The following is a 13,929-nucleotide window of genomic DNA, read 5'->3' on the forward strand; positions in this document are numbered from 1 at the left end:
ACGCATGAACACCGCAGCAAACACCACCCTGGACGGCCACGAGGTCTGGTTCCTCACCGGCAGCCAGCACCTCTACGGGGAGGAAGTCCTCAAACAGGTGGCCGCCCAGTCCCAGGAGATCGCGAACCAGCTGAACGCCAATTCCGCCGTCCCGGTGCGGATCGTCTGGAAGCCGGTCCTGACCGACTCGGATGCCATCCGCCGGACCGCGCTGGAAGCGAACGCCGATGACTCAGTCATCGGCGTGACGGCCTGGATGCACACCTTCAGCCCGGCCAAGATGTGGATCTCCGGCCTGGACCTGCTGCGCAAGCCACTGCTGCACCTGCACACCCAGGCCAACCGCGACCTGCCCTGGGCGGACATCGACTTCGACTTCATGAACCTGAACCAAGCCGCGCACGGCGACCGGGAGTTCGGGTACATCCAGTCCCGCCTCGGCATCGCCCGGAAGACCGTCGTCGGGCACGTCTCCAACCCCGAGGTGGCACGCCAAGTGGGTTCCTGGCAGCGCGCGGCGGCCGGCTGGGCCGCCGTCCGGACCCTGAAGCTCACCCGCTTCGGCGACAACATGCGCAACGTCGCCGTCACCGAAGGCGACAAAACCGAGGCCGAGCTGCGCTTCGGCGTCGCCGTGAACACGTGGTCCGTCAATGAGCTCGCGGACGCCGTGCACGGCGCGGCGGAGGCCGACGTCGACGCCCTGGTGGCCGAGTACGAGGACCTGTACGACGTGGTGCCGGAGCTCCGCGCAGGCGCGGCCAGGCATGAATCGCTGCGGTACGGCGCCCGGATCGAACTGGGCCTGCGCAGCTTCCTCGAAGCCAATGGCTCCGCCGCGTTTACCACCTCCTTCGAAGACCTGGGGGCCCTCCGCCAGCTGCCCGGCCTCGCCGTGCAGCGGCTCATGGCCGCCGGGTACGGCTTTGGCGCCGAAGGCGACTGGAAGACCGCCATCCTGGTGCGCGCCGCGAAGGTGATGGGTGCCGGCCTGCCCGGCGGCGCCTCCCTGATGGAGGACTACACGTACCACCTGGAACCGGGCGCGGAGAAGATCCTGGGCGCCCACATGCTGGAGGTCTGCCCCTCGCTCACGGCGTCGAAGCCGCGCCTGGAAATCCACCCGCTGGGCATCGGCGGCAAAGAGGACCCGGTCCGGCTGGTGTTCGACGCCGATGCCTCCCCGGGCGTCGTCGTCGCCCTGTCCGACATGCGCGACCGCTTCCGCCTGGTGGCCAACGCCGTCGACGTGGTTCCCCTGGACCAGCCGCTGCCCAACCTCCCCGTGGCCCGCGCGCTCTGGCAGCCGAAGCCGGACTTCGCCACGTCCGCCGCCGCCTGGCTCACCGCCGGCGCCGCCCACCACACCGTGCTCTCCACCCAGGTGGGCATGGAGGTGTTCGAGGACTTCGCCGAGATCGCCAAGACCGAACTCCTGACCATCGACGAGGGCACCACCATCCGCCAGTTCAAGAAGGACCTCAACTGGAACGCCGCCTACTACAAACTCGCCGGCGGGATCTGATTCCGTGGCGCAGCCCGGCTACCGGCCCCGGCGGCGGCTGCCAAGGCTTGAGGACGTGGCGGGGCTGGCCGGGGTCTCGCACCAAACCGTCTCGCGGGTGGTCAACAAGCACCCCAACGTCAGCAAGGAGACCCGGCACAAGGTGGAAGCGGCGATTGCCGAACTCGGCTACCGCCGCAATACAGCAGCACGCAGCCTGGTCACCCGGCGCTCGCAGACCATCGGCGTCCTGGGCAGCGAGTTGTCGCAGTACGGCCCGGCCAACACCTTGCTGGGAGTTGAACGGGCCGCGCGGGACGCGGGATATTTTGTCAGCGTCGCTGCGCTGCGGGAAGTCACCAGGGACACCATCCTGGACGCGGTCAGGCACTTCCTGGACCAAGCGGTGGACGGGATCGTCGTGATTGTTCCGCACCTGGCCACGTTGGCGGCCTTGGCGGAACTCGCTATCGGAGTGCCGGTAGTGGCCGTGGGGTCCGACGGGAATGACGCCGTTGGCGGTGTCCGGGTGGACCAGCGCAAGGGAGCCGAACTGGCCGTCCGGCACCTCATAGCGCAGGGCCACCGCCGGATCGGGCATGTCGCCGGGCCACAGGACTGGATTGACGCCGTGGCGCGGTCCGACGGCTGGCGTTCCGCCCTGGAAGCCGCCGGGCTCGAGGCGGATCTCCTGGTCGAGGGAGACTGGAGTGCGGGCAGCGGCTACGCCATTGGCCGTCGGCTGGCTGCTGACCGGCGCGCCACGGCCCTCTTCGTGGGCAACGACCAGATGGCATTGGGGATCCTGCGCGCCCTGAACGAAGCAGGCTTGGAGGTGCCGACGGACGTTTCCCTGGTGGGCTTCGACGACCAGCCCGAATCGGCATACTTCAGCCCTCCGCTGACCGTTGTCCGGCAGGACTTCGAAGAACTGGGCCGGCGCTGCATGGACATGATGCTCGGGGTACTCGGCGGTGCGGAAGGGCCCAGGACGCTGGTGGTGGAACCTGAGCTCATCCTGCGCAGCAGCACGGCCCCGCCCTGCTGAAGCAGCAGGAAGGCGCCGGAATTAATCCGGGGGAGACCGCCGCGAAACGTGGCCACAACAATTGCTGCGTAGGTTTCAGGCATGACGGCTACCTTGCTCACCCGGCTCCGCGACTGGGCCATTGCTACCTTTACCTGCGAATCAGAGTCCGAGGCCGCCGGCGCCATGGCCGATGCCACCCGGTGGGGGTGGCTTCCCGCCTTGAGTGGAGTCTCCGTCGGCGCCGACCATGCCCGCTCCGAACACCTGGGAAGGGTGTCCGGCGGCAACTGAATGTCTGCTTGGCCACACTATTGCGCCGGGGCCCGGATGATGCCCTAAACTGCTTCACTGAGGTGCCTGAAATGGCGCTGTGCAGCAACGAAAGTGAACATGCTAATGGCTACCGATTACGATGCTCCACGCAAGCAGGAAGAGGAGTCTCCCGCTGACTCCCTGGAGGCCCTCCAGGCGTCCCGGAGCGGCAACGCGCAGACCGCAGTCATCGATGTCGACGAGAATGACACCGCTGAAGGCATCGACCTCCCCGGCGCCGATCTGTCCAACGAGGAACTCACCGTCATTGTGGTTCCCGAGCAGTCCGACGAGTTCACCTGCTCGTCCTGCTTCCTGGTCCGCCACCGGTCACAGGTGGCCCGCGAAAAGGACGGCCTGAAGTACTGCCGCGACTGCGAAGGCTGAGCCCCACCCGTTCTTCCCGGCGCCGGTTGCCCCTCCGGGGCGGCCGGCGCTGCTGTGTCTCCGGCCGCCGTCGTTACCAAAATACCCCTCCGTGACAACGGAAAAGGTGCCGTGCCCGGTTGGGGGCACGGCACCTTTTCGTGAACGCTTCGCCCTATTCCGGGACTACCAGGGCGGGCGTATCCTTCTTGAGCGTTTCGCCGCGGAAGAAGCCCGGGTGCGTGCGGGACATGACCAGCATGACGACGGCGCCCAGGGCCAGGATGCCTACGCCCAGGATGAACACCAGGCCCACGCCGAAGACCTCGGAACCGCTGCCGAACTCGGGCGCCAGGCTGTCCACGGCGGTCTGGACGAAGACCACGAACAACCCCACGCCGCCCACCACCGGGCAGACCAGCCTGAACACGAAGTGGCGCACGCTGTTGAACAGGCTGTGCCGGAAATACCAGGTGCAGGCCAGTGCGGTGAGGCCGTAGTAGAAGCAGATCATCAGGCCCAGCGCCAGGATGGTGTCGTTCAGGACGTTGTCGCTGACCACATGCATCACCGCGTAGAACCCGGCGGAGACGACGCCGGCAGCAATGGTGGCGAAGCCCGGCGTTGCGAACTTCCGGCTGATCCGGCTGAAGGGTTCCGGCAGGGCGCCGTAGTGGGCCATCGCCAGCAGGCTGCGGGACGGTGACATGAACGTGGACTGCAGGGAAGCGGCCGAGCTGGAGAGCACCGCCAGGGACATCAGGATGGCGAACGGGCCCATGATGGGGGAGGCCAGCGCCGTGAAGATGTTCTCGTGGTTCTCGGCGTTGTTCAAGCCGTTGCCGGTATCTCCCACGCCGGCGAACATCATGGTGGCGATGCTGACCAGGAGGTAGATGGCCAGGACGATGACCGCGGTGAGGGTGCCTGCCACGCCGGCGGTCTTTTTGCCGTTGGCGGTTTCCTCATTGACCGTGAGGCAGACGTCCCAGCCCCAGTACACGAAGATCGACAGGGAGATGCCGGCGGCAACCTGGCCGAAGGTCTCGATTTTGGTGACGTCGAACCAGTCCCAGCTGAACGGGATGGCGGTCTCCGAGGTGGACCAGTTGGCGAATGCCATGGCGACGAAGAGGCCCAGCACCAGCAGCTGGAATCCCACCAGGCTGTACTGCACCATTTTGGTGGTGTGCATGCCGCGGTAGCTGACCCAGACGGCCAGTGCCACGAACACGAAGCACGTGACGACGTTGAGCGCCTTGTTGTCCGCCAGGTCTGCCAGCTCGGCGGAGCCTGTGACCTGGGACAGGAAGAGATAGAAGAAGTCGACGGCGACGCCGGCCAGGTTGGACAGCACGATGATGTTGGCGGCCAGCAGGCCCCAGCCACCCATCCAGCCGATCCAGGGGCCGAACGCTTTGGTGACCCAGGTAAAGGTGGTGCCGCTGTCCGGGGAATCGGCGTTGAGTTCCCGGTAGGCGAGCGAGACCAGGATCATGGGGATGAAACCGATCAGGAAGATGACTGGCAGTTGGAGCCCGGCTTCGTTGACGGTGGGTCCAAGCGCGCTGGTAAGCGTGTAGGCGGGGGCAATGGTTGAGATGCCCAGGACGACGACGGCCAGCAGGCCGAGCTGCCCGCCCTTGAGTCCCTTGGCGCTGACGCCGCCCGTGGACGGTGCGTGGGCGTGGGGGCCGGATTTGGAGGTACTGGTGCGGATTGTCTCTGTCATGGCACCACTTTCTGAAAGGCTGTGAGACGGAGGTCACTATATGAATGGCGTTCATTTAGTATGGGGCTGCCGGCCCTGTGATGCAAGACGCAATATGAACCACATTCGTTTATGACTGATTTCCACAATTAGTAAGCTCACTGAGAAATTTCCGGATTGCCGGCCGCGGGGCAGCCCACGGCTGGTAGCGTCAGCCATATTGGACCACTTGAGGAGGATGCATGAAAGCTTCACCGACACTGACCAACAACCTGCAGGCAGTCCTGGCCGACCTGATCGAACTCCACATCCAGGGCAAGCAGGCGCACTGGAACATCGTGGGCACCAACTTCCGCGACCTGCACCTCCAGCTCGATGAGATTGTTGACGCTGCCCGCCAGTTCGCCGACGATACTGCCGAGCGGATGCGCGCCCTGCACGCCCTCCCGGACGGCCGCAGCTCCACCGTTGCCGAAACCACCAGCCTGGCCCAGTTCCCTGACGGGCTGATCAGCACTGCGGACGCCATTGAGCGGATCGTTGCCGCCATGGAAGCCGCCGTGGGCACCATGCGCAAGGTCCACGACGAGGTGGATGAGGAAGATCCCACCTCCGCGGACCTTTTGCACGAGTTCATCGCCCGGCTCGAGCAGTTTGCCTGGATGGTGCAGGCTGAAAACATGAAGCCAACCGCCAAGGTGACCACTGCCGACTCCAAGTAGGCCGAGCGTCCCGCACGAGGGCGCCCGGTATCGGAACTCATCCGGCACCGGGCGCCCTTTGCGGTCCCCGTGCGGTCAGGTGGCCTTGGGTACCTTCCGCAGCACGACGGCGGCGAGGACTGCCGCCGTCGCCATCAGTACCAGCCCAATTGCCGCCGTGATGTGCACGCCGGAATCGAACGCCGCCGCCGCAGCGTCCCGGACCGCGTCCGCCAGCGGGCCGGGCAGGACGGCGGCCGCTTCCATGGCGCCGGCCAGCGTTTCCCCGGCGTTGTGCAGCGAGGCGCCCGGGAGCATGCCATCCAATCCGGCCGGGAGGCGCAGATTGTGCTGGTAGGAGGCCGTCAGGATGGAGCCAAGGACGGCCGTCCCCAGCAGTGAGCCCACCTCGTAGCCGGTTTCGGAGATCGCCGCGGCGGCCCCTGACTTTTCCGGCGGCGCGGAGCCCAGGATGAGGTCATTCGAAATGGTTTCTGCCGTGCCCACGCCCAGCGCCAGGACCAGGAGCGCTGCCAGCAGCAGCGCGGGTCCGCCGTCGTGGTTTCCAAACGCCACCAGGGTGTATCCCGTGGCGCTGAACGCCAGCCCCGCCGCCACCACGTACCCAGGGCGGACCTTGCGAACCAGCGGCACCACCACCAAGCCGGCCACCACCGTGGCTGCCAGCGCCGGAATCATCGCCACGCCCGCGGCTGACGGGCTCAGGCCCTCAAGGAGCTGGAGGTGCTGGGCAAGGAACAGGATGAAGCCGTTGAAGGAAAACAGGGCCAGGATGTTGGCGCTGATGGCCATGCTGAACACCCGGTTCCGGAACAGCGACATATCCAGCAGGGGGTGTTCCAGGCGGTGCTGGCGCCGCACGAACACCACGCCCATCGCCATGCCGAACGCCATGCTGCCAAGGCCCGCCAGGCCTGGACCTTCGGTGGCAACATCCTTGATGCCGTAGACCATGGGGACCATCACCAGCATGGACAACAGGATGCTCGGGACGTCCACTCTTCCCGGCGACGGGTCCTTGGATTCCGGGATCAAAGTTCGGCCCAGTGCCAGCAGGGGAACCATCAGGGGCACCGCCACCAGGAACACGGCGCCCCACCAGAAATGCTCCACCAGCCAGCCGCCGAAGATCGGCCCCAAGGCTGCGCCGCCGGAGAATCCGGCAGCCCAGATGGCGACGGCCATCCGCCGGCGGTTGGGCTCCGGGAAGATGTTGCGGATCAGCGACAAGGTGGAGGGCATCAGCATCGCCCCGAAGAACCCCAGTGCGGCCCGTCCGGCGATCAGCCACTCCGCGGAGGGCGCAAAAGCCGTTGCGGCGGACAATCCGGCGAAGCCCGTGCTGCCGATAATGAGCAACCGGCGCCGCCCAATCCTGTCGCCAAGGCTTCCCATCGATACCAGGAGACCGGCCAATACCAGTGGATAAGCGTCAATAATCCACAACACGTGCACGCCGGAGGGTTCCAGGGCGCGGGTGATGGCGGGCAGGGCGAATGTCAGGGCGGTATTGTCCACGGCGACGAGCAGTACCGGGAACATCAGCAGCCCCAGTGCGAGCCAGTCGCGCCGCGGGGACCGCCCGGCCGCTCCGCCGCTGCGTGCAGGCGCCGAGGTCGAAGGGGAAGTCGTCATAAAATAACTATACCGTCCAGACGGTACAGTTTAAAACCTTGCCGTTTCCCTTTTCGACGCCGGCGGAGGGCATGATGGGAAGCATGCCCCGAAAGCCTGTAGCCCGTGATGCGGTCCTTGACGCCTTCGAAACCCTCTTGATCGACGTGGGGGAGCGGGCGGCCACGCTCGACGCGGTGGCCAAAAAGGCAGGCGTGTCCAAGGGGGGACTGCTGTACCACTTCCCCAACAAGGAAGCGCTCATCGAAGTGCTGCTGGACCGCCTGGACGGGCTGGCCAAAGAGGACGCCGACGCCATGGCCGCGGCCGCCGAGGGGGCGGCGGCCTACTTCATCCGCTCCTCCGTCTGGGCGGACACTCCGCTGGACCGGGCCATCGTTGCCGCCACCAGGCTGGCGGAAGTGGCGCACCAGGAAACGCGGCGCCGTTTCGCGGCCATCCAGCAGCGGTGGCTGGACGAGATCGCGGCCGACGTGGGGCCGGGGCTGGCCAAAGCGGTCTTGTATATGGGGGACGGGCTGTATTTCAACGCCATGTTGTCCGTGGGCCCGGCGCCGCAAGGGGGAGCGGCGGCTGACGTGGAGGAACTCCTGGCGGCCCTTGAGCGGCTTCGCAGGTAGCCTCCGCCATTTGCCGGGAAGGGTTGCGGCATAGGACAATGGAATGTTGTGAGGGCTGTCACCGGCCCGCATGATCCAGCCCATGGCTGGTTTACAAGTGAATAGCCTTTGATCTGCGGCGGGAGAGTTCTGCCGGTGTACAGGCAGGCGCCGTAGGAGCAAATCCTCCCCAGGAATCTCGCAGGCCCCCGTACCGCCGCGGCGAGGCGCCTCTGGAAAGCAGCAGGCGGTTCCCATGACCCCCATCGGGGATTCGGAGCCGGTGTGCTCACCGACGGTGCAAGCGGGTCCTGCCAGGCAGGCACCGCGGAAACTCTCAGGTCCAATACAGAGCGGGGAGGAACCCGAATCGCTGTGGCGTACCCTGCGCCGCCTGAGTAAATGGAGTTCCTTCGTGCCGGTTAGCCCAGCCTCCACCACTTTCGTCGACCGCCATATCGGTGCGCGCCGCCAGGCCGACGTCGATACCATGCTCAAAGCCGTTGGCTACGACACTGTCGACTCACTGGTTGACACCGCCGTCCCCAAGGTCATCCGTCAGGAATCTGCCCTTCGCCTGCAGGACGCCCTCAGCGAGGTTGAAGTCCTCACGGAACTGCGGAAGCTTGCCGCGAAGAACAAGACGGCAGTCCAGATGATCGGCCAGGGTTACTACGACACCGTGACGCCGCCGGTGATCCGCCGCAACATCCTGGAATCCCCGGCCTGGTACACCGCCTACACCCCGTACCAGCCGGAAATCTCGCAGGGCCGGCTCGAGGCACTGCTGAACTTCCAGACCATGGTGCAGGACCTGGTGGGACTGCCCATCGCCAACGCCTCGCTGCTGGATGAAGCCACCGCCGTGGCCGAGGCCGTGCTCCTGATGCGCCGCGCCAACAAGTCCGCGGCAGCGAAGGACGGCAAGACGGTGCTCGACATCGACGTTCTTCCGCAGACCATCGCCATCGTGCAGGGTCGCGCCGAGGCGCTGGGCTTCGAGGTGGAGGTCGCCGACCTGTCCAAGGGCCTGCCCGACGGCGCCATCAATGGCGTCGTGCTGCAGCAGCCCGGGGTCTCCGGCCGGGTGTGGGACCAGTCCGCCGTCATTACCGCTGCCAAGGACCGCGGCGCGCTGGTTACGGTGGCTGCGGACCTGCTGGCCCTGACACTGATCACACCTCCGGGCGAGCAGGGCGCGGACATTGCCGTTGGCTCGGCCCAGCGCTTTGGTGTGCCGTTGTTCTTTGGGGGGCCGCACGCCGCCTACATGGCTGTCCGCAAGGGCCTGGAACGTTCCCTGCCCGGCCGCCTGGTTGGGGTGTCCAAGGACGACGCCGGCGTTCCCGCTTACCGCCTGGCTTTGCAGACCCGCGAGCAGCACATCCGCCGCGAGAAGGCCACGTCCAACATCTGCACCGCCCAGGCGCTGCTGGCCATCGTTGCGTCCATGTACGCGGTGTACCACGGCCCGGACGGGCTGAAGGCGATCGCGGAAACGACGCATGGCCACGCCCGTACCCTCGCCGCGGCGCTCAAGGCCGCCGGCCTGGATGTCCTGCACACTTCCTTCTTCGACACCCTGACGGTCCGTGTTGCCGGCCGTGCGTCAGCAGTGATTTCCGACGCCGAGGCCCGCGGCATCAACCTGCGGCCCATCGACTCCGACACCGTAGGCATCTCCCTCGACGAAACCACGACGCCGGCCATCGTCGCGCAGGTCGCCGACGTCTTCGGCGCCCCGGTTGCCGAGGGACACAGCGCGGGCCAGGGCTTTGGGCTGGAGGCCGGCGTCGAGCGTTCTTCCGCCTACCTGCAGCATCCGGTGTTCAATACGCACCGGTCTGAAACCCAGTTGCTGCGTTACATTCGGAAGCTCTCGGACCGTGACCTGGCGCTGGACCGGACGATGATTCCGTTGGGTTCGTGCACGATGAAGTTGAACGCGACGGCTGAGATGGAGGCCATTTCCTGGCCGGAGTTCGCCTCGATCCACCCGTTCGCCCCGGATTCCCAGACCGAGGGCTGGCGCGAACTCATCGGCGGCCTGGAAGCGGACCTGGCCGAGATCACCGGGTATGACCAGGTGTCCATCCAGCCCAACGCGGGCTCCCAGGGCGAACTCGCCGGCCTGCTGGCGATCCGCGGCTACCACCACTCCCGGGGCGAGCAGCAGCGTACCGTGTGCCTGATCCCGGCCTCGGCGCACGGCACCAACGCCGCCTCCGCCGTCCTGGCCGGGATGAAGGTGGTGGTGGTTGCCACCGCCGCTGACGGGACGATCGACCACGAGGACCTGACGGCCAAGATCGAGGCGAACCGGGACGTCCTGTCGGCCATCATGATCACCTACCCCTCCACCCACGGCGTGTTCGATGGGGATGTCCGCGAAGTCTGCGACGCCGTCCACGCCGCGGGGGGCCAGGTCTACATCGACGGGGCGAACCTGAACGCCCTGGTGGGGCTGGCCCAGCCGGGCCGGTTCGGCGGGGACGTCTCGCACCTGAACCTGCACAAGACCTTCTGCATCCCGCACGGCGGCGGGGGACCCGGCGTCGGGCCCGTTGCCGCCAAGGCGCACCTGGCACCGTTCATGCCGGGGGACGCGAACAAGGCCGCGCACGAGCCCGGGCACGGTGTGGCGATCTCGGCGTCCCGGTTCGGTTCGGCCGGCGTGCTGCCGATTTCGTGGGCGTACGTGAAGCTGATGGGCGGGCAGGGCCTGACCGAGGCCACCAAGTCCGCGCTGCTGGCCGCGAACTATGTCGCGTCCCGCCTGAACGAGTACTTCCCGGTCCTCTACACCGGCGAGGGCGGGCTGGTGGCGCACGAGTGCATCCTGGACCTGCGCGAACTCACGGCGAAGACCGGCGTGACGGCCGAGGACGTGGCCAAGCGGCTGATCGACTTCGGTTTCCACGCCCCCACCCTGTCCTTCCCCGTCGCGGGCACGCTCATGGTGGAACCCACCGAGTCCGAGGACCTGGCCGAGATCGACCGCTTCATCGAGGCCATGATCACCATCCGCCAGGAAATCGACCAGGTGGCCAACGGCGACTTCGCCGTCACCGACTCACCGCTGCGGCACGCACCCCACACGGCCGCCGCCGTCGTCTCCTCTGACTGGGACCGCGCCTACCCGCGGGAGCAGGCAGCGTTCCCGGCCCACCACAAGCAGGACAAGTACTTCCCGCCCGTCGGCCGGATCGACGGCGCCGCCGGCGACCGCAACCTCATCTGCTCCTGCCCGCCCCTCGAAGCGTTCGAGGACAGCACAGCCGGGTTCGAGAACTAGACCGCTCCGGTGGTTGAGCCGGCCGGCACCCGGTTTCGACCAGCTCAACCACCGCTCCCAAAGGACTTTCAATGACTGAGAAGTACACCGCGCTCTACGACGAGCATAAAAAGCTCGGCGCCTCCTTCACGGACTTTGGCGGCTGGCAGATGCCGCTGAAGTACAGCTCCGAACTGGCCGAACACCACGCGGTCCGCAAGGCCGCCGGGCTGTTCGACCTCTCCCACATGGGAGAAGTCTGGGTGACCGGCCCCGAGGCCGCCGCGTTCCTGGACTACGCCCTGGCGGGCAAGATCTCCGCCATGGCCGTGGGCAAGGCAAAGTACTCGCTGATCTGCAACGCCGATGGCGGCATCATCGACGACCTCATCACCTACCGCCGGCCGGCAGCGCCGGACGGCACCGACGTCTTCCTGGTGGTCCCCAACGCAGGAAACGCAGACACCGTCGCGGCAGCATTGCAGGAACGTGCCGCCCGGTTCGACGTGAAGGTGGAGGACGCCTCAGCCCGCACGTCACTGATCGCCGTCCAAGGCCCGGCAGCAGAATCGATCCTGCTGCGGCTGGTTCCGGCAGCCCGGCATTCCCTGGTGACAGGGCTGAAGTACTACGCCGCCGTCGAGGTCCCCTTCCTGGTGGGCGGTGCGGGCCTGGACCTGCTGCTGGCCCGGACCGGGTACACCGGCGAGGACGGCTTCGAGATCTTCGTGGACAACGGGGACGCCCCGGGCCTCTGGCAGGCGCTGATCGCCATTGCCGACGAGGGCCAGCTCACCCCCGCAGGGCTCGCGTCCCGCGACTCCCTCCGCCTCGAAGCGGGAATGCCGCTCTACGGCAACGAACTCTCGCTGGACGGCGACCCGTTCGCCGCCGGCCTGGGCGCCGTCGTCGCGCTGTCCAAGGAAGGCGACTTTGTCGGGAAGGCCGCGCTGGCAGCCAAGAAGGAAGCCGGTGCAGGCAGCACCTCCGGCCGCCGCCTCGTGGGGCTCAAGGGCCGGGGACGCCGGGCCGGCCGCGCGCACTACCCGGTCCTGAAAGACGGCGCCACCGTCGGTGAGGTCACCTCCGGCCAGCCTTCGCCCACTCTGGGCTACCCCATCGCCATGGCCTACGTCGACGTGGAGCATTCGGCGCCGGGAACTTCCCTCGAAGTCGACCTTCGCGGTAAGGCCGAACCCTTCGAAGTCGTCGGCCTCCCGTTCTACAAGCGCCAAAAATAGCGCCGGACAGCCGGGAGTTTCGCTTGTCGAAACCCCGCCCCACCACCCGTTTTAGTTAGGAACCAATCGCATGGCTGTTGGCGTTTTTGATCTGTTTTCGATCGGGATCGGGCCTTCGTCGTCTCATACTGTGGGGCCGATGCGGGCTGCTGCCGTTTTTGCGGAGGAACTCAAGGCCTCGGGGGTGCTGGCTCACGTGGCGTCGTTGCGGGTGGATTTGTATGGCTCGTTGGCGGCCACCGGTCATGGGCACGGGACGATGACCGCGATCCTGCTGGGCTTGGAGGGGTTTCATCCGGAGTTGATCCTCCCGGCGGAGGTGGAGGAGCGGCTGGCCGGCATTGCCGGGACCGGGACCTTGAACCTCGCCGGCGCCGTCCCGCTGCCCTATGGGGTGAAGGACATGGTGTTGCGGCCGTTAACCGTCCTGCCGCGGCACACGAACGGGATGACGTTCACCGTCACGGACGCTGACGGTGCCGTGGTGCATACCGCGACCTTCTTCTCGGTCGGTGGCGGGTTCATCGTCCGGGAGGGTGAGGAAGACGCGGCCCGGCAGGAACTGGAGGAGTCCAAGAAGGAGCTTCCGCTGCCGTTCCGGACCGCCGCGGAACTGCTGGAGCACTGCGCAGCGACCGGGCTGGGAATCGCTGATGTGATGCTGGTGAACGAAAAAGCCTCCCGCGGGGAGGAGGAGATCCGGGCCGGGTTGCTGCACATCTGGTCCGTGATGGAAGCCTGCGTGGCGGCCTCGTTGAAGCGTGAGGGGGTGTTGCCGGGCGGCTTGAAGGTCCGCCGCCGCGCCCCTGACTGGTTTGAGCGGTTGAAGAAGGAATGCGCCGACGGGCAGGACACGGACCAGGACGCCGCGTGGGACGCGGGCCCGTTCGATCCCCGGTATTGGCAGGAGTGGGTTAACTTGGTGGCGTTGGCCGTGAACGAGGAAAACGCGTCCGGCGGCCGGGTGGTCACCGCCCCGACGAACGGGGCAGCCGGGATCATCCCTGCGGTGTTGTTCTACGCCCTGCACTTCGCTCCCGGCATGGACAAAGCCACCGGCGCTGACCGCGATGACGTCGTGGTCAAATTCCTGCTCGCCGCCGCCGCCGTGGGAGTCCTTTACAAGGAACAAGCCTCGATTTCCGGGGCCGAGGTCGGCTGCCAGGGCGAGGTGGGGTCCGCGTCCTCGATGGCCGCCGCTGGCCTGGCCGAGGTCATGGGGGGCACCCCGGCGCAGGTGGAGAACGCCGCTGAGATCGCAATGGAACACAACCTGGGCCTGACCTGCGACCCGATCGGCGGGCTGGTGCAGGTGCCCTGCATCGAACGGAACGCGATCGCTGCCGCGAAAGCGATCAACGCCGCGAAAATGGCGCTCTGGGGCGACGGGACCCACCGGGTCTCCCTGGACGAAGTCATCATCACCATGCGCGAAACCGGCAAGGACATGTCCCACAAATACAAGGAAACCGCCATGGGCGGCCTCGCCGTCAACGTCGTCGAATGCTGACCGCAGGCGCCTCTTCCCGGAACCC

The 13,929-nt window shown here is 66.8% G+C and carries 11 protein-coding genes and 1 riboswitch; of the genes, 9 read left to right on the forward strand and 2 right to left on the reverse strand.

What is annotated here, in order from left to right; translation table 11 throughout:
- Positions 1-4: 4 nt before the first annotated feature.
- The 4 genes from araA to AC4EEV_RS15175 all read left to right on the forward strand — a co-directional run bounded on the left by araA (position 5) and on the right by AC4EEV_RS15175 (position 3,233).
- Entirely contained in the window at positions 5-1,525 is a 1,521-nt protein-coding gene (araA, locus tag AC4EEV_RS15160; RefSeq protein WP_491329344.1) for an L-arabinose isomerase, read from the forward strand.
- Positions 1,526-1,529: 4 nt separating this feature from the next.
- Positions 1,530-2,552 (forward strand): LacI family DNA-binding transcriptional regulator, encoded by a 1,023-nt coding sequence (locus tag AC4EEV_RS15165; RefSeq protein ID WP_491329345.1) that lies wholly within the window; start codon positions 1,530-1,532, stop codon positions 2,550-2,552.
- A gap of 81 nt (positions 2,553-2,633) precedes the next feature.
- Positions 2,634-2,825 (forward strand): hypothetical protein, encoded by a 192-nt coding sequence (locus AC4EEV_RS15170; protein WP_109863891.1) that lies wholly within the window; start codon positions 2,634-2,636, stop codon positions 2,823-2,825.
- A gap of 105 nt (positions 2,826-2,930) precedes the next feature.
- Positions 2,931-3,233, forward strand: coding sequence for a DUF4193 domain-containing protein (locus AC4EEV_RS15175; RefSeq protein ID WP_018762118.1), 303 nt, complete (start codon positions 2,931-2,933; stop codon positions 3,231-3,233).
- A gap of 154 nt (positions 3,234-3,387) precedes the next feature.
- Here AC4EEV_RS15175 and AC4EEV_RS15180 read toward each other — a convergent pair whose 3' ends face one another.
- Positions 3,388-4,944 carry an APC family permease gene (locus tag AC4EEV_RS15180; RefSeq protein ID WP_018762119.1) on the reverse strand — a complete coding sequence of 519 codons (1,557 nt, stop codon included), beginning with the start codon at positions 4,942-4,944 and terminating at the stop codon, positions 3,388-3,390.
- A 221-nt stretch (positions 4,945-5,165) separates the two neighbouring features.
- Between AC4EEV_RS15180 and AC4EEV_RS15185 the strand changes: the two genes are divergently transcribed.
- Positions 5,166-5,645 (forward strand): Dps family protein, encoded by a 480-nt coding sequence (locus tag AC4EEV_RS15185; RefSeq protein WP_018762120.1) that lies wholly within the window; start codon positions 5,166-5,168, stop codon positions 5,643-5,645.
- Between the two features lie 75 nt (positions 5,646-5,720).
- Here AC4EEV_RS15185 and AC4EEV_RS15190 read toward each other — a convergent pair whose 3' ends face one another.
- The gene (locus AC4EEV_RS15190; RefSeq protein WP_491329346.1) at positions 5,721-7,280 is read right to left on the reverse strand and encodes an MFS transporter; all 1,560 of its coding nucleotides are present in this window, start codon (positions 7,278-7,280) and stop codon (positions 5,721-5,723) included.
- Positions 7,281-7,363: 83 nt separating this feature from the next.
- Here AC4EEV_RS15190 and AC4EEV_RS15195 point away from each other — a divergent pair, with 83 nt between their 5' ends.
- The 4 genes from AC4EEV_RS15195 to AC4EEV_RS15210 all read left to right on the forward strand — a co-directional run bounded on the left by AC4EEV_RS15195 (position 7,364) and on the right by AC4EEV_RS15210 (position 13,904).
- Complete coding sequence (locus AC4EEV_RS15195) at positions 7,364-7,900, forward strand: TetR/AcrR family transcriptional regulator (protein WP_109863889.1); 537 nt, start codon at positions 7,364-7,366, stop codon at positions 7,898-7,900.
- A gap of 109 nt (positions 7,901-8,009) precedes the next feature.
- A riboswitch (glycine riboswitch) is annotated at positions 8,010-8,106 on the forward strand.
- 188 nt (positions 8,107-8,294) lie between these two features.
- Positions 8,295-11,174: an aminomethyl-transferring glycine dehydrogenase gene (gene gcvP / locus AC4EEV_RS15200; protein ID WP_491329347.1), complete on the forward strand. Its 2,880-nt coding sequence runs from the start codon at positions 8,295-8,297 to the stop codon at positions 11,172-11,174.
- A 71-nt stretch (positions 11,175-11,245) separates the two neighbouring features.
- Positions 11,246-12,394, forward strand: a complete 1,149-nt coding sequence (gcvT, locus tag AC4EEV_RS15205; protein ID WP_133832535.1) for a glycine cleavage system aminomethyltransferase GcvT — start codon at positions 11,246-11,248, stop codon at positions 12,392-12,394.
- Positions 12,395-12,464: 70 nt separating this feature from the next.
- Positions 12,465-13,904 carry an L-serine ammonia-lyase gene (locus AC4EEV_RS15210; RefSeq protein ID WP_491329348.1) on the forward strand — a complete coding sequence of 480 codons (1,440 nt, stop codon included), beginning with the start codon at positions 12,465-12,467 and terminating at the stop codon, positions 13,902-13,904.
- Positions 13,905-13,929: the final 25 nt, after the last annotated feature.

Source organism: Pseudarthrobacter sp. MOO14, assembly GCF_058267675.1.